The sequence below is a fragment of the Arthrobacter caoxuetaonis genome, assembly GCF_023921125.1.
Classification (GTDB): Bacteria; Actinomycetota; Actinomycetes; order Actinomycetales; family Micrococcaceae; genus Arthrobacter_B; species Arthrobacter_B caoxuetaonis.
Window position 1 is genome coordinate 2961480 of sequence record NZ_CP099466.1, and the last position, 20795, is coordinate 2982274.

At 65.4% G+C, this 20795-nt stretch carries 23 protein-coding genes; 10 read left to right on the top strand and 13 right to left on the bottom strand.

The features are described 5' to 3' along the window. Nucleotides 1-84 precede the first annotated feature (84 nt). The 3 genes from NF551_RS13675 to NF551_RS13685 all read left to right on the top strand — a co-directional run bounded on the left by NF551_RS13675 (nucleotide 85) and on the right by NF551_RS13685 (nucleotide 3277). A complete protein-coding gene (locus tag NF551_RS13675) occupies nucleotides 85-1038 on the top strand; it encodes a 1,4-dihydroxy-2-naphthoyl-CoA synthase (RefSeq protein WP_227894115.1) in 954 nt (317 codons plus the stop codon). A 6-nt stretch (nucleotides 1039-1044) separates the two neighbouring features. Then, nucleotides 1045-2181 (top strand): AMP-binding protein, encoded by a 1137-nt coding sequence (locus NF551_RS13680; protein WP_227894114.1) that lies wholly within the window; start codon nucleotides 1045-1047, stop codon nucleotides 2179-2181. A 211-nt stretch (nucleotides 2182-2392) separates the two neighbouring features. Then, nucleotides 2393-3277: a 1,4-dihydroxy-2-naphthoate polyprenyltransferase gene (locus tag NF551_RS13685; protein ID WP_227894113.1), complete on the top strand. Its 885-nt coding sequence runs from the start codon at nucleotides 2393-2395 to the stop codon at nucleotides 3275-3277. Here NF551_RS13685 and NF551_RS13690 read toward each other — a convergent pair. Then, nucleotides 3274-4305 (bottom strand): SdpI family protein, encoded by a 1032-nt coding sequence (locus NF551_RS13690; protein WP_227894112.1) that lies wholly within the window; start codon nucleotides 4303-4305, stop codon nucleotides 3274-3276. The two genes, NF551_RS13685 and NF551_RS13690, sit on opposite strands and share 4 nt — an antisense overlap. 80 nt (nucleotides 4306-4385) lie before the next feature. Then, nucleotides 4386-4694 (bottom strand): DUF4229 domain-containing protein, encoded by a 309-nt coding sequence (locus tag NF551_RS13695; protein WP_227894111.1) that lies wholly within the window; start codon nucleotides 4692-4694, stop codon nucleotides 4386-4388. A gap of 123 nt (nucleotides 4695-4817) precedes the next feature. Here NF551_RS13695 and NF551_RS13700 point away from each other — a divergent pair, with 123 nt between their 5' ends. Both NF551_RS13700 and NF551_RS13705 read left to right on the top strand, forming a co-directional pair. Then, nucleotides 4818-5195 (top strand): PLD nuclease N-terminal domain-containing protein, encoded by a 378-nt coding sequence (locus tag NF551_RS13700; protein WP_227894110.1) that lies wholly within the window; start codon nucleotides 4818-4820, stop codon nucleotides 5193-5195. Between the two features lie 176 nt (nucleotides 5196-5371). After that, nucleotides 5372-5986, top strand: a complete 615-nt coding sequence (locus NF551_RS13705; protein ID WP_227894109.1) for a hypothetical protein — start codon at nucleotides 5372-5374, stop codon at nucleotides 5984-5986. A 97-nt stretch (nucleotides 5987-6083) separates the two neighbouring features. Here NF551_RS13705 and ccsB read toward each other — a convergent pair whose 3' ends face one another. The 5 genes from ccsB to NF551_RS13730 form a co-directional block, all read right to left on the bottom strand. Further along, nucleotides 6084-7115, bottom strand: coding sequence for a c-type cytochrome biogenesis protein CcsB (gene ccsB, locus NF551_RS13710; RefSeq protein WP_227894108.1), 1032 nt, complete (start codon nucleotides 7113-7115; stop codon nucleotides 6084-6086). Next, nucleotides 7115-8854 (bottom strand): cytochrome c biogenesis protein ResB, encoded by a 1740-nt coding sequence (gene resB / locus NF551_RS13715; protein ID WP_227894573.1) that lies wholly within the window; start codon nucleotides 8852-8854, stop codon nucleotides 7115-7117. Before resB ends, ccsB begins: the two co-directional genes overlap by 1 nt. A 100-nt stretch (nucleotides 8855-8954) precedes the next feature. After that, on the bottom strand, nucleotides 8955-9671 hold the full coding sequence (locus tag NF551_RS13720) for a cytochrome c biogenesis CcdA family protein (RefSeq protein WP_227894572.1): 717 nt from the start codon (nucleotides 9669-9671) through the stop codon (nucleotides 8955-8957). 71 nt (nucleotides 9672-9742) lie between these two features. Continuing rightward, nucleotides 9743-10342, bottom strand: a complete 600-nt coding sequence (locus tag NF551_RS13725) for a TlpA family protein disulfide reductase (protein ID WP_227894571.1) — start codon at nucleotides 10340-10342, stop codon at nucleotides 9743-9745. 95 nt (nucleotides 10343-10437) lie between these two features. Further along, nucleotides 10438-11100, bottom strand: coding sequence for a histidine phosphatase family protein (locus NF551_RS13730; protein WP_227894570.1), 663 nt, complete (start codon nucleotides 11098-11100; stop codon nucleotides 10438-10440). Nucleotides 11101-11249: 149 nt separating this feature from the next. Here NF551_RS13730 and NF551_RS13735 point away from each other — a divergent pair, with 149 nt between their 5' ends. The 3 genes from NF551_RS13735 to NF551_RS13745 all read left to right on the top strand — a co-directional run bounded on the left by NF551_RS13735 (nucleotide 11250) and on the right by NF551_RS13745 (nucleotide 13806). Continuing rightward, entirely contained in the window at nucleotides 11250-11789 is a 540-nt protein-coding gene (locus NF551_RS13735; protein ID WP_227894107.1) for a YceI family protein, read from the top strand. A 236-nt stretch (nucleotides 11790-12025) separates the two neighbouring features. Beyond that, complete coding sequence (locus tag NF551_RS13740; RefSeq protein WP_227894106.1) at nucleotides 12026-12853, top strand: DUF4383 domain-containing protein; 828 nt, start codon at nucleotides 12026-12028, stop codon at nucleotides 12851-12853. Between the two features lie 419 nt (nucleotides 12854-13272). Beyond that, nucleotides 13273-13806, top strand: coding sequence for a hypothetical protein (locus tag NF551_RS13745; protein WP_227894105.1), 534 nt, complete (start codon nucleotides 13273-13275; stop codon nucleotides 13804-13806). A gap of 5 nt (nucleotides 13807-13811) precedes the next feature. Here the strand turns inward: NF551_RS13745 and NF551_RS13750 are convergent, their stop codons facing one another. After that, complete coding sequence (locus NF551_RS13750) at nucleotides 13812-14513, bottom strand: redox-sensing transcriptional repressor Rex (protein WP_227894104.1); 702 nt, start codon at nucleotides 14511-14513, stop codon at nucleotides 13812-13814. A gap of 147 nt (nucleotides 14514-14660) precedes the next feature. After that, nucleotides 14661-14924, bottom strand: a complete 264-nt coding sequence (locus tag NF551_RS13755) for a glutaredoxin family protein (RefSeq protein ID WP_227894103.1) — start codon at nucleotides 14922-14924, stop codon at nucleotides 14661-14663. 67 nt (nucleotides 14925-14991) lie between these two features. Here NF551_RS13755 and NF551_RS13760 point away from each other — a divergent pair, with 67 nt between their 5' ends. Continuing rightward, entirely contained in the window at nucleotides 14992-15804 is an 813-nt protein-coding gene (locus NF551_RS13760) for an HAD family hydrolase (RefSeq protein ID WP_227894102.1), read from the top strand. A gap of 84 nt (nucleotides 15805-15888) precedes the next feature. Here NF551_RS13760 and NF551_RS13765 read toward each other — a convergent pair whose 3' ends face one another. The 3 genes from NF551_RS13765 to NF551_RS13775 all read right to left on the bottom strand — a co-directional run bounded on the left by NF551_RS13765 (nucleotide 15889) and on the right by NF551_RS13775 (nucleotide 17743). Further along, a complete protein-coding gene (locus NF551_RS13765; protein WP_003792170.1) occupies nucleotides 15889-15987 on the bottom strand; it encodes a 30S ribosomal protein bS22 in 99 nt (32 codons plus the stop codon). Between the two features lie 183 nt (nucleotides 15988-16170). Further along, complete coding sequence (locus NF551_RS13770; RefSeq protein WP_227894101.1) at nucleotides 16171-16383, bottom strand: helix-turn-helix domain-containing protein; 213 nt, start codon at nucleotides 16381-16383, stop codon at nucleotides 16171-16173. A gap of 262 nt (nucleotides 16384-16645) precedes the next feature. After that, complete coding sequence (locus NF551_RS13775) at nucleotides 16646-17743, bottom strand: 3-deoxy-7-phosphoheptulonate synthase (RefSeq protein WP_227894100.1); 1098 nt, start codon at nucleotides 17741-17743, stop codon at nucleotides 16646-16648. A 410-nt stretch (nucleotides 17744-18153) separates the two neighbouring features. Here NF551_RS13775 and NF551_RS13780 point away from each other — a divergent pair, with 410 nt between their 5' ends. Then, a complete protein-coding gene (locus tag NF551_RS13780) occupies nucleotides 18154-19371 on the top strand; it encodes an alpha-hydroxy acid oxidase (protein ID WP_331460401.1) in 1218 nt (405 codons plus the stop codon). Here the strand turns inward: NF551_RS13780 and gdhA are convergent. Next, nucleotides 19368-20708: an NADP-specific glutamate dehydrogenase gene (gene gdhA, locus NF551_RS13785; protein ID WP_227894098.1), complete on the bottom strand. Its 1341-nt coding sequence runs from the start codon at nucleotides 20706-20708 to the stop codon at nucleotides 19368-19370. The genes NF551_RS13780 and gdhA overlap by 4 nt on opposite strands. Nucleotides 20709-20795 lie beyond the last annotated feature (87 nt).

A 20795-nucleotide genomic window follows, 5' to 3' on the forward strand; every position in this document is an offset into this window, starting at 1 on the left:
ACGCCTGGCCCCCGGACGCTCATAGGATACCGGTCGAAAACCGTCCGGACCGGGCCCAGATGCCGCCGCGATAAACTCGAGACCGTGAGCACACATCTTCCCGAGCAGGTTTCTGACATCTTCGATCCCCGGCAGTGGAGGGTGGTTGGCGGCTTCGACGATTTCCAGGACATGACCTATCACCGCCAGGTGGAGCGCGACGCCGACGGCGCCGTCGTGCGTGACCTTCCCACGGTGCGGATTGCCTTCAACCGCCCGGAGGTCCGCAACGCGTTCCGTCCCGGTACCGTTGACGAGCTGTACCGGGCCATGGACCATGCCCGGATGACCCCCGACGTCGCGACAGTGCTGCTGACCGGCAACGGTCCCTCGCCGAAGGACGGCGGGCACTCCTTCTGTTCCGGCGGCGATCAGCGGATCCGCGGCCGGGACGGGTACCGGTATGCAGACGGGGAGACCCAGGAAACCATCGATCCGGCCCGCGCCGGACGGCTGCACATCCTGGAGGTCCAGCGCCTGATGCGGACCATGCCCAAGGTGGTCATCGCCGTCGTCAACGGCTGGGCTGCCGGCGGCGGACACAGCCTGCATGTGGTGGCGGACCTGACCATCGCTTCGCGCCAGTACGGCAAGTTCAAGCAGACCGACGCCACTGTGGGCAGCTTCGACGCCGGCTACGGTTCGGCGCTGCTGGCGCGCCAGATCGGGCAGAAGCGTGCCCGTGAGATCTTCTTCCTGGCCCGCGAGTATTCCGCCGAGGACATGGTGGCCATGGGCGCCGTGAACGAAGCCGTGGACCACGAGAACCTGGAAAAGGTGGCCCTGGAATACGCCGCCGACATCGCGCGGCAGTCCCCCCAGGCGATCCGTATGCTGAAGTTCGCGTTCAACCTGCCCGACGACGGCCTGGCCGGCCAGCAGGTCTTCGCCGGTGAGGCGACGCGGCTGGCCTACATGACGGATGAGGCGGTCGAAGGCAAGGAAGCGTTCCTGGCCAAACGGGACCCGGACTGGTCCTCCTTCCCCTACTACTTCTAGGACGCCATGGAACTGCTTCCCGTCCACACTCCCGCCGGCTTCAATGCCGGTGACCTGCTGCCCCCGTTGGCAGCAGCGCTGGCCGGGGAAGGTCCTGCCGTGGCTCCGCATGCTGACCCGGCGCAGACCTTCACCGGGGAACTGCCCAATGACGATATTGCGCTGGTGATCAGTACGTCCGGTTCCACCGGGACCCCGAAACAGACCATGCTCAGCACCGATGCCCTTGCGGCCTCCTCGATGGCGACGGCGATGCATCTGGGCAGGGACGGCCAGTGGCTGCTGGCCCTGCCGGTCCACTACATTGCCGGTGTCCAGGTCCTGGTCCGCTCCCTGTTTGCCGGAACGGAGCCGGTCCTGCTGGACACCGGATCCCCGTTCAGCCCGGAGGCCTTCACAACGGCGGCCCAGGCGATGACAGACCGCACACGGCTCACGTCCCTGGTTCCCACCCAGCTGCACCGCCTGCTCACCGATCCCGCGGAGGACACCTTGTCCGTGCTGCGCAGGTTCGACACGATTCTGCTCGGCGGAGCGGCCGCCAGCCCGGCGCTGCTGGCCGAAGCCGCTGCCCTGGGCCTGAATGTGGTGCGCACCTACGGCATGAGCGAGACCGCGGGCGGCTGCGTGTACGACGGGGCTCCCCTGCCCGGCGTCGATGTGCAGGAGGACCAGGGACGGCTGTGGATCGCCGGGGACATGCTGGCCGACGGTTACCTCGGTGCTCCCGAGCTCACTGCGGAGCGGTTCGCCTTCCACTCCGGCAAGCGCTGGTTCCGCACTGATGACACCGGGTCCGTTGCCGCAGACGGAACCGTATCCGTCTCCGGAAGGCTCGACGACGTCATTGTCACCGGCGGGGTCAAAGTCTCCGGCACTGCCGTTGCCGCCGCGGCCGAGCAGCTCGCCGAGGTCCGCGAGGCAGTTGCCCTCGGGCTTGAGGACCCCGAATGGGGCGCCGTCGTGGGCATCGTCGTCGTCGGCTCCGTGGAAGCTGACCGGCTGCGGAACACGATCCGCTCCGTCCTTGGCGCGCCGGCGGTCCCGAAGGTCGTTGTGGAACTGGAGCGGATGCCGCTGCTGCCCGGCGGCAAGACCGACCGCGTGGCCATCCGCAGGCTGCTCGCCGCCGCCCGCGGCTAGCCCAGCTCACCCCTCCCCCTCCCAGCCCACCCCATCGAGAGGCCAGTTACGGCTCTTCTCAGCGCTGGGATGAGCCGTAACTGGCCTCTCGACGCACGGTGGAAGGCGTTTTCGCGCTCCCGGCGGCCGTGCGGGAGAATGAAGCTGGCCGGCAGGAGCGCATCCTGGCGGCCAGCATCAGCCTAAAAAAGCCAACGAAGAAGGATTAACTGTGGCCACACCGGCGCAATGGTTCGAAGGAGCACGTCCGAGGACTCTGCCGATGGCGGTTGCCCCCGTCATCATCGGTACGGCAGCGGCGTATGACCTCGGAGGCCTCCGCTGGGTGAACGCCCTGCTGGCCGCCGTTGTGGCGATCCTCCTGCAGGTGGGCGTGAACTATGCCAACGACTATTCCGACGGCGTCCGCGGCACCGATGACAACCGGGTGGGCCCGCTGCGGCTCACCGGTTCGGGCGCGGCCGCGGCGAAGCACGTCAAGTACGCAGCGTTCGCCTGTTTCGGTGTTGCCATGGCTGCAGGCCTGGCACTCGTGGTCCTCTCCCAGGCCTGGTTCCTGCTGCTGGTGGGAGTGGGCTGCATCGCCGCTGCATGGGGCTACACCGGCGGGCGCAACCCCTACGGCTACATGGGCCTGGGCGACGTCTTCGTCTTTGTGTTCTTCGGCCTGGTGGCGACGCTCGGAACCACGTTCACCCAGGCCGGGCAGGTCAGCGGCGCGGCATGGATCGGTGCCGTCTCGACCGGCCTGATCGCCACAGCGCTCCTGATGGCCAACAACGTCCGCGACATTCCCACCGACCGAGAGTCGGGTAAACGGACCCTGGCCGTACGTCTGGGGGACGACGCCGCGCGGATCAGTTACGTGATGATGCTCGCGCTGGCACTGCTGCTTCCGCTGCTGCTGGTGGGCGATTACCCGTGGGTGCTGCTGGTCCTGCTGCTGCTGCCTGCGTGCCTGATGCCCAGCTGGCTGATGCTCAAGGGCAAAAAGCGCCGCAGCCTGATTCCGGTGCTCAAGCAGACCGGCCTGATCAACCTGGGCTTCAGCGTGATCTACGGACTAGCCCTGGTGCTGACCCGCCTGCTGGCTTAGCTAGCCCCGTAAGCCCTGACCAGAGAGCAGGCACGTCCGGCGGTCTCGGCGTCCGGCATCGAAATGACGCACTTCGGCCTGGAGCCGCCTGTCAGGATCAGAGCGGGACCGCTGCGCACAATGAACCCGGTTCCGGCCGGGCTGATCCGGTAGCCCCAGCCGCCAAAGTCCAGCGCCTGTATATCCTGCACGGACACACTGGTGATTTCCCGGTATTCAAGCGGCATCAGTTTCCAGAACCCACCAGCCAGAACCCGCACGCCGGCGTCGTCAATTACTGCATTTCCCGAGCAGAAGATCCAGATCAGCGCGGCGGCGGGAAGCCCCAGCAGGGCCAGGGCCGGATGGACAAAGACGAGGCTCATGGCTACCGCGGCGCCGGTGCCCAGGCTGAGCAGCCAGCTGACCGGCCCCATTGAGATCTTGATGACCATGCTTTCCCGGTTGGCGGCAGCCCGACGCGCAGCTGCGGCTACGGCTGAGTCTTCACTGGCTGCGTCGGCGTCGGCGGCCACAGTATCTGCGTCGGGAGTACGGTCCACCTCCCCAGGCCTGTACAGCCAGCCGCAGACAGCACCGGCCACACAGCCTGCGACGGCGGATATCCACATCACCGGGGAATCGATCTCAGCTTGTGAAGCATCAGCGAGCCCAATCTGTCCGGCGACGACGGCGACGGCCAGACCAGTCATCAGCACGCCAAGGGCGATTCCGAGCCCAACCCCGATGCGGGCAATGACCGCCGAATAGCCACGGGTCAGGACGGACAGGCCCGCGACGACAGCACCGGTTCCTCCGCTGGCAAAAACCGCAACGGCCGCCATGCCCCACAACGACGAGTACCCGTCGACACCGTCGGGGCCCCAGTGGCTCGCCAGCTGGTCGGGAAGGCTGCCGGCCACCGTGGCCATCCACCCTGCGGCAGTCAGTCCCAGGGCCAGCGGGCCGGCAATCACTGCGAGCAGCCAGCGCCGGTTGTAGGTGCTTTCGCTCTGCTCTGATCGGTTGCTGAGTTCTGTATTTGCCATGCGCTCCCCCACTGCTTACCCGGCGTTTGGCGGGTAGGACTGTCCGTCGACCCTAACAGGGACGCACGGAGGGTCCGGTGTCAGTTCTCGCGGGGTTTGCGGTCGGCGTCGATTGTGACGTCCGGATTGCTGTCCAGCATGGAGTCCTCGGCCGCCGAATCGTCGAGCTCTGCCCGGTTGCGCGACGGCGGAGTTTTTTCGCTGAAACGGCTCTGCAGGGTGACGGCAGCGGCGTCGCGCATATCGCGGAAGAACAGGTACGTAACGCACCAGGCCAGGACCGCTGCCACCAGGGCAGACAGCACGAGACCCAGCTGCAGGTACAGCCCTGCAACAAAGAAGACGGCCACCAGACCAAGGCGGAGAGCGGTAAATTTCCAGAAAGCCACGTTCCTATTCTACGGGCACGCCCGGACCCTGCCTTCCGGATCGCACGGCCGGGCATGGAGGTCACGCAGATTGCCTTGAACAGCACCCAGTCAGCCCTCAGCTCACTCCACTACACTGGGGTCATGCCCCGCCTCGTACTCCTCGGCGTCATCGTCGTCGCAGCCGTCATCATCTACGCGGTCATTGACTGCCTTATGTCCTCTGCCCGGGAAGTGCGCAGCATCTCCAAGCCGGCCTGGCTCGCCACGATTGTGCTGCTGCCGGTCTTGGGTGCCATCCTGTGGTTCCTTTTCGGCCGGCCGGGCCGACGGCCGGAGCCCAGGCCCCGTGCCAACCGGCACCCCACTGCCCCGGACGATGATCCCGAGTTCCTCCGCAACCTGGAGATCCGCCGCCGGCAGAAAGAGAAGGAAGCGGAACTCAAGCGCCGCGAGCAGGAACTGGCCGACCGCGAGAAGCGCTCAAAGCAGAACGACGACGAGAAGCCCAGCAGCAACTAGCTCAAGCTCCAATGCAAAAGCCCCGTTCCGGATCCGGAGCGGGGCTTTTGCTTGCCCTGCGATCTTTTCGGACGCAGCGTTCCATGCCCGGCCGCCGGACGTACAATTCCTGCATCGCGTCGTGGCGGCTGGCGTCCCGGGGCCTGAAATCTCCCGGGTCTGAAGGGAGCTATCACATGACCGACAGCCCTGATGCCGAACGGAAGGCCGCGGCGGCCTCCTCCGGAGCGCATGCCAGGAAATGGAGTGTGGACATTGGCCCTGTCTGGGCCGGTTTGATAACGGGCGGGCTGGCCCTGGCCGGCACGGCCATCGGTATCGTCGTCAGCGGCCAGCAGGAACGCGAAAGTTTCCTGCGCGATGAGCGGCTGGACAGATACTCCTCCCATGCCAGTGCAACGCAGATCTTCCTGGTGGACCTTGATACATGGGCGGCAGCCGCAGAATCCCAAAGCGACGGCGAAGCACAGGCACGGGCCGACGTCGAAGAGTCCTACCGGACGGCCGTTGAAGCGGCCTGGGATGTCCGCCTTATCGCACCCGCCGAAGCCGAAGAGCTAAACCAGCTCATTTCCCAGAAAGTGGACAGCGCCTACACCTACCTGAAGGACGGATACACCGAGGGAGAGAGCGAGAACCTGAAGGCCCTGGGCGCCGAGGTGAATCGACTCGTCTCAGACCTGGCGGAGCACGCCGCCACCGGGATCCGGCCGTCCGCGCCCGCCGGGGAACACCAACTGTCCCTGACCGCAGATGGCGGAGACATCTACACCTGTGAGCGGGCACCGTGAGCTGCTGAAAACCCCGCCCCGGCCGAAGCCGGAACGGGGTTCTGCGAAAGCCGGGGACAGGGTGGGAGGCGCAATCCCCGCCGCCCGAAGGCAGTGCCTAGACGCCGGAGTAGCTGTGCAGCCCGGCGAAGTAGACGTTCACGATGGTGAAGTTGAAGACCACGCAGAGGTAGCCGACGATCGAGAGCCAGGCGGCACGGGTGCCGGTCCAGCCGCGGGTGGCGCGGGCGTGCAGATAGCCGGCGTAGACAACCCAGATCACGAACGTCCAGACTTCCTTGGTGTCCCAGCCCCAGTAACGGCCCCAGGCCTGTTCGGCCCACACGGCGCCGGCCATCAGGGTGAACGTCCACAGCACGAATGCAACGGCGTTGATGCGGTAGGAGAAGTTCTCCAGCGACTGGGCGGACGGAACGATCTTCAGGAACGCCAGGCGCTCCTTGGCTCCGGCACGGACCTTGGCCTCGCGGTCGGCCTGCAGCAGCTGCAGGACGGACATGGCGAAGGTCAGCGTGAACAGCGCCGAAGCAATGACGGCAACCGACACATGGATGATCAGCCAGTAGCTCTGCAGTGCGGGGATGAGGTGGCCTACCGGGGTCGGGAAGCCGATGGTCGCAGCCATCATCATGATCAGGACCAGGCCGATGACGAAGGTACCGAGGAAACGCAGGTCCCGCCGCAGCAGTACCAGCAGGAAGATCACGGAAACCACCAGGGCGCCGGTGGTGCAGAACTCGTACATGTTGCCCCACGGCACACGGTGGGCGGCCATGCCGCGCATGACGACGGCGGCGGCATGGATCAGCGTGCCAAGCACCGTGAGGGCCACGGCAACGCGGGCAGCGTTGCGGCGCGCACCGGTGTAGCCCATGGCATCGTCGGCAGTGACGGCTTCGCCGCCTCCCCACTGGCGTGCTGATCCTTCAGGGCCCGCAGGAGCGCCGGCGGTCGCCATGACGCGCTGCGCCGGTGCTGCGGATGCAGCTTTCTGGTCGATCGCCTTCAGGGTCTTGCTGCTCTTAGCCAGGTCCCAGGTGAACGCAAGGAACGCCACCGTGTAGGTGAAAGCGGCGAGCAGCATGAAGAGGTCGCTGTACTCCGCAAGTTGGTAGTCGATGGAGGGCATTAGGAGTCCTTACCTGTTTCTTCCGTGCGTCCGGCCTTGCCGGCCACTGATGCGTCAGCCAGGTCGCCCGGGCCTTCCGCCTGTGCTGCGGCGGGTCCGCCCGCCAGCCACTTCTTTTCGAGCAAACCGCGCAGGGCTTCGGCTTCGGCTTCAAGGCGCGGATCCTCGCCGCGGGCCAGCAAACCGTACTCGACCATTATGCGGCCATCCCCGCTGGTCCCTGTACGCACCCACACCCGTCGGCGGGCGAGGAACAGGGAAGCGGACAGTCCGGCAAGGCTGAGTACCGAGAAGATCAGCACCCCTACCTTGGCCGGATCGTAGTGGATGTCCAGAGCTGCGTAGCGCAGCAGTCCGTCGAAACTGATCGATCCCTTGCCCTCGGGCAAGTCATAGATCTGGTTCATGCCGAGCACGATTCCGCCGGCATCCAGGTCCCTGTTGTTCAAGGGGGTGAGGTCGTCGGTATCGAGGACGAAGACATTGCTCGGGACACCGTTGTCCAGGCCGAGGTCGCCGTAGTAGGAGTTCAGGTTCAGCTGCGGGTTGACCGGATCGGGGTCGCCGGAGAAAGCGACACCCTCGGGGTCCAGCATGGCGGTGGGCAGGAAGAACCCGACGAAACCGAGCTGGTCGGGCTTGGCGTCCGGTGCCTTGATCACCATCAGGGAGGTGTAGACGCCGTCCGTGGGAACGCCTACCACCGGGCCCTGGAAGGCGATGTCTCCGGCGCCGTCGCGCACCGTGACCACCGGCGCGTAGCCGTTGCCCACCAGGTAGACCTTTGTTCCGCCGATGCTCAGCGGCTTGTTGACCTTCAGCGTCTCGGACCGCGGAGCCTCATCGGGGTCTTCCTGCACGGTGACGCTGGCGGTGAAGTCCAGCGGCTGGACGTTGCCGTTGGCCTGCCGGTCGAAGGTGACGTCGAAGTCGTCCAGGGTCAGGGAGTACGGGGCCAGCTGGGACTCGGAGAAGTTGGTGCCGGGGCTGAAAGTGTCATAACCCACGAGGGTATTCACAAAGGTGTCCCCTTCGACCACCACGCGCTGGCCGTTGTAGCCCACGAGCCCGCCGATCGCCACAGAGGCCAGGACCCCGATCAGCGATACATGGAAGACAAGGTTGCCGGTCTCCTTGGCGAAGCCGCGTTCGGCGCCCACGGAGGGACGGTCCGAGTCCAGGTCACGGGCCTCCACCCGGTAGCCGCGCTTGCGCAGGACCTGGGCAGCGTCGCGGGCTGCCTGCCCGGCGGTGAGGCCGGTGCCGGCGGGAACCACCATGGTTCCGTATTCCGGAAGCCGCGAAAGCTTCGTGGGAGTCCTCGGGGGCTTGGAGCGCAGCGCCTTCCAATGGACCTTGGCGCGCGGAATCACACAGCCGATCAGGGAGATGAAGAGAAGCAGGTAAATGGCCGAGAACCAGATGGAGGAGTACACATCGAACAGCTGGAAGCGGTCCAGCCAGGGTCCTGTGCCCGGGTTGTCCTGAATGTACTGCGTGACAGCTGCGGGGTTGGCCGGGCGCTGCGGGAAGAGTGAACCCGGCACCGCCGCCACCGCCAGCAGCAGCAGCAGGAACAGCGCCGTGCGCATGCTCGTGAGCTGGGTCCACGCCCAGCGCAGCGTGCCCAGCAGGCCGAGGGAGGGAAGGGCGACGTCGTCGGCCTTCTTTTTCCCCGGCTTGCCGGCAGGCGGCGTGGTTGCGTTGGCAGACGGCGCGCCGGAGGGCGGTGTCTGCATCTCTTCGCTGTCCGGTTCAGGTTTCAACTGGTTCTCATTGTTCTGTGGAGTCGGGTTCCGGCCAGCTGGCGGCCGGAGTCTCGGACATGGGACATGCTCATCAGATGGGCAGGGTGACACTATCCAACCAGCCTTGGAGCTGGTTGATCCAAACATTCCAGACGCCGGTGACCATCAGCAGCCCCAGCGCGATCAGCATGCCGCCGCCAAAACGCTGCAGCGCAAGCCGGTGGCGGCGGAAGAAGCCCAGTGCGCCCATCCCGCGCCGGACGCCCAGGGCAATCAGCAGGAAGGGCAGTCCCAGGCCAAGGCAGTAGACGAACGTGAGCAATGCCCCCTTGGCCGCCGAGGCATCGTCGCCGGAAAAGGAGAGCAGCTGGACTGCGGAGAGGGTCGGCCCCATGCACGGTGCCCAGCCCAAACCGAAAGTGATGCCCAGCAGGGGTGCGCCCCACAGGCCGGCCGGCGGCCGTGCCTCGATCTTGCGGTCGCGCTGGAACCAGGACAGCCCACCCATGAAGATCACGCCCATCAGGATGATCAGCACGCCCAGGACCTGCGGAATCCAGGCCTGGTCCGGCCCGCGCAGCCATGCCCCGAGCTGTCCGATCCCGGCTCCGATGGCGACAAAAACCACGGAGAACCCCAGGATAAAGAGTGCAATGCCCGTCAGCATCCGCCCCCGGCGCTGCTTTTCCAGGTCAATGCCCGTCAGCCCCGTCACGTATCCCAGGTATCCGGGCACGAGCGGCAGCACGCAGGGGGAAAGAAAGGAAACCAGGCCGGCGAGGATCGCCACCGGGATGGCCAGCAGCATCGACCCGTTAAGGATCGTTTCCGCGAAGACGTTGGCGGCCGGCAGCGCGGCGGGAAGCAGGGGCGGCACGGCTACGCAGCCAGCGCGTCGCTGATCAGGGTCTTGAGCGTTCCCTTTTCAGCCAGGCCCAGGATCCGCGCAGCGACCCGGCCTTCACGGTCAAGCACCAGCGTTGTCGGCACAGCCTGCGGCGGTACGAAGCCCGTCATCGCGAGCAGCACGTCCCCGTTGCGGTCCTCGAAACTGGGGTAGGGAATGGCGAAGTTCCGTTCAAAGGCTTCCGCCGTCTTGGCCTCGTCGCGGATATTCACGCCGTAGAACCGGGCGCCTTCGGGCGAGAACTGCTCATGCAGTTCCACGAGGTCAGGAGCTTCCTTGCGGCACGGCGCACAGGCTGCGTACCAGAAATTAAGGACGACGACGTCGCCCGCCCAGTCCGCGTTGGTCACCGTAGTGCCGTCAAAAAGGGTTCCGGACAGTTTAACGGGCTCACCGCGTTCGGAGACTGCGTATTCCGTGACGGACCCGTCGCCGGCGATGTAGTTCTTGTTGTCTCCGGCTTTGGCCTGGGCGGCAAGCGGGTCCTCAACCGTGCATCCGGCCAGGGCGGCGGCCAGGGGCACGCCTACGGCCAGCCCGGCACCAATCCGCAGGAAGGACCTGCGGTGCATGGCATCGGACTGGTTGTCGCTCTGAGGTTTCTTCACGGATTTCCAGCTTTCATCGCGGCAGGGGAGGGCCACTTCTACAACGCGTAGTAATTGTATTATGCGCCGGGGATGTTCGCTGCCCCGGGCAGCAGGTCCGCGGAGGGCTCCGCATAACGAACGCCGGACAACACGTCGCCCTCGAAATCCAGGGTGGTTACGGAGGTCAGTGTGCATTCCCTGTTCCGCGGGTCATGCCACAGCCGCCGCCCCTCAGCGGCAAGCCTGGTGACCCAAATCGGCAGCTGATGGCTCACGAGGACGGCTTCGGCGCCGTCGCCGCCTGTTTCCAGTGCCCGGACCCGGGCGTCCTGCACGGCAGCCATGACGCGGTCCACCTGCTGGACATAGGGCTCACCCCAGGAAGGCTTCATGGGATTCCGGAGCAGCGGCCAGTAGCGCGGGCTGCGCAGCCGGCTCTTCACTCCAGAGAGTCCTTCAAAACGGTTTTCGGCTTCGAGGATCCGCTCGTCCGTCTCGATTTCCAGGCCCAGGGCAGCTGCGATGGGTGCGGCCGTTTCCTGCGCCCTGGTCAGCGGTGAGGCAACCAGGTGCACCAGCTTGGCGCCGTCGTTCTTCTGCGACTGGAAGTGGGAGGCGACGCGGCGGGCCATCTCCTGGCCCAGATCTGAGAGGTGAAACTCGGGCAGGCGCCCGTAAAGGACACCGTCCGGGTTAAAGACTTCTCCATGGCGGACGAGGTGGATCGAGGCACGCGACATGATTCCAAGTCTCGCAGACACGCCGGTGAAGATTAAATCTTCACAAACAGTTGAACCTTTGAGTTTTATGTGTAAGACTCAATGCAATTGCATCTAATAGCCGGGCAGGCGACCGCCGCCCGGTGATCCACGACAGGAGTTACCCCACCATGATCCCTACCGGACTTAACGCAGGCACCTGGAACCTCGACGCTTCCCACAGCGAAGTCGGCTTCACCGTCCGGCACGCCGGCATCAGCAAGGTCCGCGGCAATTTCGACAAGGTCTCGGCTGTCCTCGAAGTCGGCGAGTCCCTTGCCGGCTCCAAGATCTCCGCCACGATCGATTCCTCGTCCTTCAACTCCAACGACGCCAACCGCGACGCCCATGTCAAGGGCCCGGACTTCTTCGACGCCGAGCAGTTCCCCGAACTCACGTTCACCGCCACCAACGTGGAAGGCTCGGGCGAAAGCTACAAGCTCACGGGCGATCTGACCATCAAAGGCACCACCCGCCCCGTGACCCTGGACGTCGAATTCAACGGTGTGGCCGTTGACCCCTTCGGCGCCACCCGCGCCGGATTCTCCGCAACCACCTCGATCAGCCGCAAGGAATTCGGCCTGACGTGGAACGCTGCCCTGGAGACCGGCGGCGTACTGGTGGGCGACAAGGTAACCATCAACGTCGACGCTGCGTTCGTCGCCGCTTAGTCCCAGTCACTTAGCCCCAGTCACTTAGTCCCAGTGCAGGAGCCGTGGACCGGAACCCCCGACGGGTGTTCCGGTCCACGCTTGTTTAATCCACAGTTTCCCCGCCCACGACCGGAGAGTGTGTCCGCGCCGGTGCCGCGCCAGTGCCCCGGCGATAGACTTGTCACCTGACTTCGCAGATGGGCACACTTGCCTGCCGGCACCCGCCGGCAGGCACCAAACGGCAGGCGGGCCCCATGACCACTCCAAACATCCCTGACCCCAGCGATCCCGACGCTCCGCGGGAAACTCCCCCGCCGGACTCCGCGGTGGAAGGCGAACAAGAGCGCCAGCAGCCCCGCTACGGGCAGTACAGCAAGCCGGAACAGCCGTCCGCTCCGCCCCATGCCGGGCAGGAAGACGGTCAGGCTGGCCCAGCCGCCCCGCAGGGCGGACAGCCGGGGCAGTACGGGCAGGCAGGGCAGTACGGGCAGCCGGGGCAGTACGGGCAGCCCAGCCAATATGGGCAGGCACCTGGCCAGCCGCAGTATGGCCAGGGACCCTACGGATATCAGGCTGCCCAGCCTTCGGGCTACCCCTCGCCTGCTGGAACAGGGTCCTCCAAGGGTCCTGCGCCGCGTGAGGTTGAGCTTGGCTTCTGGCTCATCATCGCGGCCGGCGTCCTGTCCTTCATCAGCAACCTGCTGACGTCCCTGAACCTGCCGAACCTGCTCTCCCCCGAACAGACGCAGATGCTGCGGGACAGTGACATAGATCTGCAGGATGCCAGCGGCTTCCTGATCACCTTCTCGGTGCTGGTGGGGCTGATCGGCCTGGGCATGTACGTGCTGATCGCATTCTTCGTTCGACGCGGACACAATTGGGCCCGGATCGTGGGCACCGTCTTCGCTGCTTTCTCGGTTTTCGGGCTGCTGGTGTCCCTTCCGACCTACTTCGCCTCACCGCTGGGGCTGCTGTCCCTGGTCGCCACACTGGCCGGGATAGCCGGGATCGTGATGCTCTACCTGAAGCCGAGCAATCCCTACTTCCAGCGGCACGATTACAACCCTTACCGCCCGTACTAGCCGGTGGCATAAATCTTGGCTGCTCCGGCACCGGTTCACCCTAATGATGGTCACAGCAGCAGGTCCTGGGCGTAGCGTTAGCTGCCCTACAGGGAGCTGACAACCTCCCGGTAGGAGTACTGTTTTCCGGTCTCTTGAAGGCGGCGACGACTATGACCCCACCTCCCGAAGCCCCCAATTCCCCGCAAGCCGGTTCCACGTTTCTTTCCCGCCACTTCCATTTACCAGTCCGGAACCTTGGGTTCCACCGCCTGGCGGTACGGCCATCCCGGACAGGGTGGCCGGAGCGCGATTCCGCTCCGGAAACACCGGATGCGCCTGCACCGGCAGCAGCCCCTGCACCGGAGACTGCACCGGCAGCACCACCGGCGAGCGGCGCAGCCGCAGGCGCTGCACTCGCCGGCGGCGAGCGTCCAGCGATGCGTACTTCACCCCAGCCCGCTGCCAAGCTGCCGCCCCGGCCCGAACGGGCGCCCGTTCCCCAGCCGGTTCCGCCCCCTCGCCTTTCCAGCCGGAAAACCCCCCGCCGCGCTCCGCTGGCGGTCAATGCGGGTGCCTTGCTGATCTTCGCAGCCGGTGTGGTGGTCCTGGTGGCCGGTTTCCGTGCGGCCATGGACCCTGGTCGCGGAGTACCGGAAGCTACGGCACAGCTCCTGGAACTTGGCGTCCCGGCTGACACCCTGCTGGTCCTCGCCAGGGTTGCGGATGTGGCCATGACCGCCGTGACTTTTGGGGCCTGCTTCTTCCTGGCCTCAGTAATCCGCGATGGCCGGAATTGGGCGCGGGTGTGCTGCGCCGCACTGGTAGCCGCAGCTCTCTTCTTCGGCGTCCTGAACCACGCGGAACAGCATGTGGCGGCCGCACTGATCGCCGGCACCGGGCTGGCACTGTCTTTCCTGCCTGGCACCGCGAGGTATTTCGCGAGGGGCCGGGCCCGCACTTTGGGAAGCTGAACTTCTCAGCGCATCAACCGGGCCTGGGCGTCGGTCGCAAGGGCCGCCACCTGGGCGCGCTGGGCATGGTAGGCAAGGATCTGCAGTTCGGTGGCCATGTCCACCTTGCGGATCTGGATTTCGGGCGGAGCCTGCAGCACCACCGGGGCGAAGCTGAGGATGCTTGTGATCCCGGCTGCAATGAGACGGTCGCACATCTGCTGCGCCACGTCTGCCGGGACAGCCAGGACGGCCATGTTGGCCCTGGTCTTTTCGAGCACGGCTTCCATGGCATCGACCGGGCTGATCCGCAACCAGCCGACTTCCTGGCCCACGGTCATCTGGTCAGCGTCGAACAGGGCCACGACCTCGAATCCCCGCGACCCGAACCCGGGGTAGCCTGCCAGCGCCCGCCCCAAATGCCCGGCCCCCACGATGGCGACGCGCCAGTCCAGCGTCAGGCCCAGGGCCGCAGCAATCTGGCCGCTGAGGTACGGGACGTCGTAGCCCACGCCGCGTGTGCCGTAGGAGCCCAGATAGGAGAGGTCCTTGCGGAGTTTTGGTGAGTTGACTCCCGCGGCCTCCGCCAGCTCCTCGGAGGATACCCGCTCGATTCCCTCGGTCATCATGGTCCCCAGCACACGCAGGTATACGGTGAGGCGCGCCAGCGACGCCGCTGGGATGTGCCGCCCGTGGCCGGACGGCTGACGGCTTGCCGGGTCACTCATCCCTGGTACTCACCTCTGCCGCTTTCGTTGCTCAGGGCCCCGCAGCGGCGCCCGCGGACCTCCGTCCGGTACTTGCCCACTCTAGGGCCGCTCCTCGGGGCTCTCCAAGTGTTCTCCTCCTCCACGGACTTCTTCCGTCTCCCCCGGTTATGACGCCAGCAGCCGGCGCAGCCGGGCTTCATCAATGTGCCAGAAGTCCCGCTGGATTCCGTTGATCATCAGGACCGGGACCTCCTCGGAGAAACGGGCAAGGTAGTCGGGGTCACCGTCAATAGAGCGTTCCTGCCACGGAACGCCGAAATCGCCGCACACCCGGTCCAGAACCTTCCGGGCCGCCTCGCACAGGTGGCAGCCCGGGCGCGTCAGCAGCAGGACCTCCGGAACCGGCGCGGACGTTGGTACACCATTCATGACTTCCAACTTAGCCTGCACGGACCCATGTCCGTGGAACAAGCGGGTTTTTCAGTAGACTCGAGCTATGCCCCGATCCACTGCCGTCCGAGCCACCGATTATCCGGCTGCGGCAGGAACTCCGGGAGAAGCGGCTTTTTTCGACGTCGACAATACCCTTATGCGCGGTGCCAGCCTGTTCCATGTGGCGCGCAAGATGCACCAGCGGGGGGTCTTCACCCTTCGGGAGGCCGGCGGTTTCGCGTACAAGCAGCTGCGCTTCATGCTGAAGGGCGAGAACCTCAAGGACGTTCACAGCGTCCGTGACGCAGCCCTGGCCTTCGCAACGGGACTGGCAGCCGAGGACGTCCGTACCCTCGGCGAAGAGGTCTACGACGAAATGATCGTTTCGAAGATCTGGCCCGGCACCCGCGCACTGACCGAACAGCATATGAAGGCGGGCCGGCCGGTGTGGCTGGTCACGGGAACGCCGGTGGAAGTGGCATCGGTGATTGCCAGCCGGCTGTCACTGACAGGAGCCCTGGGGACTGTCAGCGAGGTGGCCGACGGCCTCTACACCGGCCGGCTGGTCGGTGAATTCCTGCACGGTCCGGCCAAGGCAGAAGGCGTCCGTGCCCTCGCCGAGCAGGAGGGACTGGATCTCTCCCGCTGCTGGGCCTACAGCGATTCCTTCAACGACGTGCCGCTGCTGACGTTGGTGGGCCATCCTGTGGCGATCAATCCTGACGCGCGCCTCCGCCGGCACGCCCGCGATCACAACTGGCCCGTCTATGATTTCCGGTCCGGACGCCGTGCCGCCACGCTCGGCCTTAAGACGGCTTCGGCTGCCGGGGCAGCCTACGGATTGTGGCGCGGCTTTTCCTGGGTCCGTTCCCGCTAGGTCCGTCCCCGCGCAGGTCTTAAAAAGCTGAAGCCCGCCAAGTCCTGAACCGGACGGCGGGCTTCTGCGGCGCTAAAGAAGAATCTACTTCTTGTTGCGGCGCTGGTGACGGGTCTTGCGAAGCAGCTTACGGTGCTTCTTCTTAGCCATACGCTTGCGGCGCTTCTTAATAACTGAACCCACAGAGTCCTCACAAACTTGAATTAGGAGCCATGCCGGTTCCTGGATCAGGGGGCCTGGGCGGCCCGCCGTCAACGGTTCCGGCAGATACTAGCCATGATTGAAACGTTCCTTAACAGGGTACCGCTTCCACGCTGTCTTTCCGGACAGCGCCGTTTGCACCCTGGCACCCGTTTCGGGTGATGCCTAAGCGGTGCCCGTCCGGCGGTCGATCACCGCGTTGCGCAGAACCTGCTGCACCGCAGATTCCGGAACCCGGTAGGACCGTCCGAACCGGACTGCCGGAAGTTCTCCGGAGTGCACCAGCCGGTAAACGGTCATCTTGGACACACGCATGACATCCGCGACCTCTGACACCGTCAGAAACCGCACGTCCGAGAAATTGCTCTCGTCTGCCATTTATCTCTTGTTCCTTCGTTCGGAAGCAACTTGCGTCCAGTCCGACTGGAGGGGCGAAGCGCAAGGAGCGCAATCCCGTCTCGTCGAACATCGGCGGCGTGTCGCCTTGATGACCATCTGATGACCGTCTAGCACTCTACTCTAGTGGCTGAAGTAACCATAGTGGAAGTTTTTCCGCTGAAAGACGGTCCCTTTCCGCGATGTTTCTTCCGCTTGCTCCCGCGGTCCGCGGCCGGCGCCGGTGCAGGACTGCAGCACGGCTTCAGGCTCCGGTGCGACGGCGCCGGGAGGCTGCTGCCAGCGCCTCGAGAATGACAGCCGACGTATCCCAGTCCATGCACTTGTCCGTGATGCTTTGCCCGTAGGTCAGCGGGCGGGGGTTCTCGCTGTCGTGCGGCTGCGCGCCGCCCACCAGGAAGCTCTCCAGCATGACGCCTGCGAGCCTGTGCCGTGCATCGTGGCCGGATTCCAGCGTGGCGGCCAGTTCCAGTGCCACTTCTGCCTGGCGGTGATGGTTCTTGCCGCTGTTGGCGTGGCTGGCGTCCACGATTAGGCGCGGGTTAAGGCCCTTGCCGGCCAGGGTTTCGGATGCCGCAAGCACATCCGGGGCGGAGTAGTTCGGCCCGGAGCTGCCGCCGCGGAGGATGAGGTGCGTGTCGGGATTCCCGGCGGTACGGACCATTGATGCCCGTCCTGCGCCGTCGATCCCCAGGAATGACTGCGGAGCGGACGCGGCATCGCACGCGTCCACGGCGATCTGCAGCGAACCGTCGGTTCCGTTCTTGAAGCCGACCGGCATGGACAGCCCGGAGACCAGCTGCCGGTGGATCTGGCTCTCGGTGGTCCGGGCTCCGATTGCTCCCCACGACACCAGGTCGGCGACGTACTGGGGGCTGATGGGTTCCAGGAATTCTGTCCCGGTGGGCAGGCCGAGTTCCGCAGCCGCGATGAGGAAGCGCCGCGCGGCGAACAGCCCGGTGGCGATGTCATGGCTGCCGTCCAGGCGGGGATCGTTGATCAGCCCTTTCCATCCCACTGTGGTGCGCGGCTTTTCGAAGTAGGCCCGCAGCACCACGAGAAGATCGGACCGGTGCTCTTCGGCGGCAGCGGCAAGGCGTGCAGCGTACTCCAGCCCGGCCACCGGATCGTGGATCGAGCAGGGCCCTACGATCACAAGGAGCCGGTCATCGGCCCCGTTGAGTACGGCACGGATGTCTTCGCGCCCCCGGCTCACGACGCCGGCAAGCTCGTCGGTGAGCGGCAGTTCAGCCAGGAGATCGGCGGGTGCCGGCAGCGGGAGGAACTCGCTGACCCGCAGGTCCGACGTACGGTTTGAATGTTTTGTGCTGGTGAGGTTCATGGTCCCGTTATCCGTGTGTGAGGCCGGCGGGACTTCTCTTCAGACCCCGCCGGATATGGCGAAGGGCAAGGGAATAATCCCCTGCCCTGGTGGCTCTGAAGGTTGGCGTCAGCGAATTATCGCGCGGGCTCCTCCAGAGCCAACGAAAAATACGCATACCAACGGTTAGTCATGCCTAGACGGTAGGCCCAGGCCGCGCTGCTTGGCAAGCCGGGCGCCCGCCGGCCTGGATTGTGACGCTGCCGCCCGCCTCTCCGCCCGCTTCGTGAACATGCCTTGTCAGGCCCGCACGCCGCTCCGTAGTCTCAATGATTCCAGAGCAGAATGCTTCGAAAGGCGTTGCCCCCTTGAGTAACAAACCTCCGGCCCTGACCCGCCGTGTCCCCCGCGTCCACGACCTCGCTCCCCTGATGCAGTTCAAGAAACCTCAGCTGGGAGCAGCTGCAAAGCTGCGCCGGGCGAGCACCATCTGGGACCTGCGGGACCTGGCGAAGCGGCGCACGCCCAAGGCGCCGTTTGACTACACCGACGGCGCCGCCGAATCAGAAATCACGCTGCGGCGTGCCCGGGAGGCGTTCACCAACGTCGAGTTCCGGCCCGGAGTACTGCGGAACGTCGAAACTGTGGACCTTTCCACGACCGTGATGGGCCGCACCTCTGCCCTTCCCTTCGGAATTGCACCCACGGGGTTCACACGCATGATGCAGTCGGAGGGTGAATACGCCGGATCGCAGGCTGCAGCGGCGGCAGGGATCCCTTACACGCTCTCCACCATGGGCACGGCGTCCATCGAGGACGTCGCAGCGGCAGCACCGGATGGACGTAACTGGTTCCAGCTCTACCTCTGGACGGACCGGCAGAAGTCCAGGGAACTGATCGACCGCGCGGCAGCAGCCGGATTCGACACGCTGATGGTCACCGTGGACACCGCCGTCGCCGGTGAACGCCTCCGCGACGTGCGCAACGGCATGACCATCCCTCCGGCGCTGACACTCAAGACCGTGCTGGATGCGTCCTACCGGCCGGCCTGGTGGTTCAACTTCCTGACGCACGAGCCGCTGTCCTTCGCCAGCCTGAACCGGTACTCCGGCACCGTCGCGGACCTGATCAATTCCATGTTCGACCCCACCTTGACCTTCGATGATCTCGAGTGGCTCCGCCGGACCTGGAAGGGGAACCTGGTGGTGAAGGGGATCCAGACCCTGGAGGACGCCCGCAAGGCCGTCGATTACGGGGCGGACGGCATCGTTGTGTCCAACCACGGAGGACGCCAGCTGGACCGCGCTCCCATTCCCCTGCATCTGCTCCCCGAGATTGCTGCCGAGCTCAAGGGGAAAACCAGCATCATCCTGGACACCGGGATCATGAGCGGCGGGGACATCGTCGCTGCTCTCGCCCTGGGTGCCGACTTCACGCTGATAGGCCGCGCCTACCTGTACGGACTGATGGCCGGCGGGCGGGCCGGAGTGGACAGGACCATCGAGATCCTCTCCACCCAGGCCGCCCGCACGCTGGCGCTCATGGGGGTGGACCGCATCGCCGACCTCAAGCCGGAGCATGTCCGGCTGCTCTCGGCCTATGCCCCTCTCAGCGGGAGCCCGGGGCTGGATGCGGCCGCGGTTGACTAGATGACGCCGAGCGCCAGCATCGCGTCGGCGACCTTGACGAAGCCGCCGATGTTGGCGCCCACGACGTAGTTGCCGGGAGCCCCGTATTCTTCCGCCGTTTCCGCGCACCGGTCATGGATGTTCACCATGATTTGGCTCAGCCGCTGTTCGGTGTGTTCAAAGGACCAGGCATCGCGGCTGGCGTTCTGCTGCATTTCCAGCGCAGACGTGGCAACGCCGCCGGCGTTGGCAGCCTTGCCCGGACCGAAGAGGACGTTCGCTTCCTGGAACACCTCGATTGCCTTCGGGGTGCACGGCATGTTCGCTCCCTCGGCCACGGCGACAACACCCGACTTGACCAGCGAGGCGGCGTCATGTTCGCCCAGCTCGTTTTGGGTGGCGCACGGAAGGGCGACGTTCGCACCGGCGTCCCAGACGGATCCGCCGGCCACGTAGGAAACTCCGCTGCCCCTGCGCGCTGCGTACTCGGAGATGCGGCCTCGTTCGTGTTCCTTGATCTGGCGCAGCAGCGGAACATCAATGCCCGCTTCGTCCACGACATAGCCGCCGGAGTCCGAGCAGGCAATGACCTTGCCGCCCAGCGACTGCGCCTTCGCAATGGCGTTAATGGCCACGTTCCCGGAACCGGAGACGATGACCCGCTGGCCGTCCAGGCTGAGGCTCCGCGTCTTGAGCATCTCCTCGACGAACATCACCGCGCCGTAGCCGGTTGCTTCGGGACGGACCAGGGACCCGCCCCAGCTCACTCCCTTGCCGGTGAGGACGCCGGACTCGTAACGGTTCGTAATGCGCTTGTACTGCCCAAAGAGGTAACCGATTTCCCGGCCGCCCACCCCGATGTCACCGGCGGGGACGTCGGTGTATTCCCCGATGTGGCGGTACAGCTCGGTCATAAAGGACTGGCAGAACCGCATGACTTCGGCGTCGGACTTGCCCCGGGGATCGAAGTCGGAGCCGCCCTTGCCGCCGCCGATGGGCATGCCGGTCAGTGCGTTCTTGAAGATCTGCTCGAAGCCGAGGAACTTGACGATGCCCAGATAGACGGACGGATGGAAGCGGAGCCCGCCCTTGTACGGGCCAAGCGCGGAATTGAACTCGACGCGGAAGCCGCGGTTGATGCGCACATGTCCGGCGTCGTCGACCCATGGGACCCGGAAGATAATCTGCCGCTCGGGTTCGCAGATACGCTGCAGGATGGCGGCTTCGCCGAACTCGGGATGCTTGCGCAGCACCGGTTCGAGGGATTCGAAGACTTCGACCACCGCTTGGTGGAATTCGGTTTCGCCGGGATTGCGGCGGAATACTTCGTCGCGCACGCGCGTAAGAGTTGCGTCCATGTGTTGCTCCTTTGGTGATCCCCTCCCGCTTAATACGCTAGACCGATTGGTGCCTGTGCGCGATCCAGGACCGGTGCGGGATGCCGT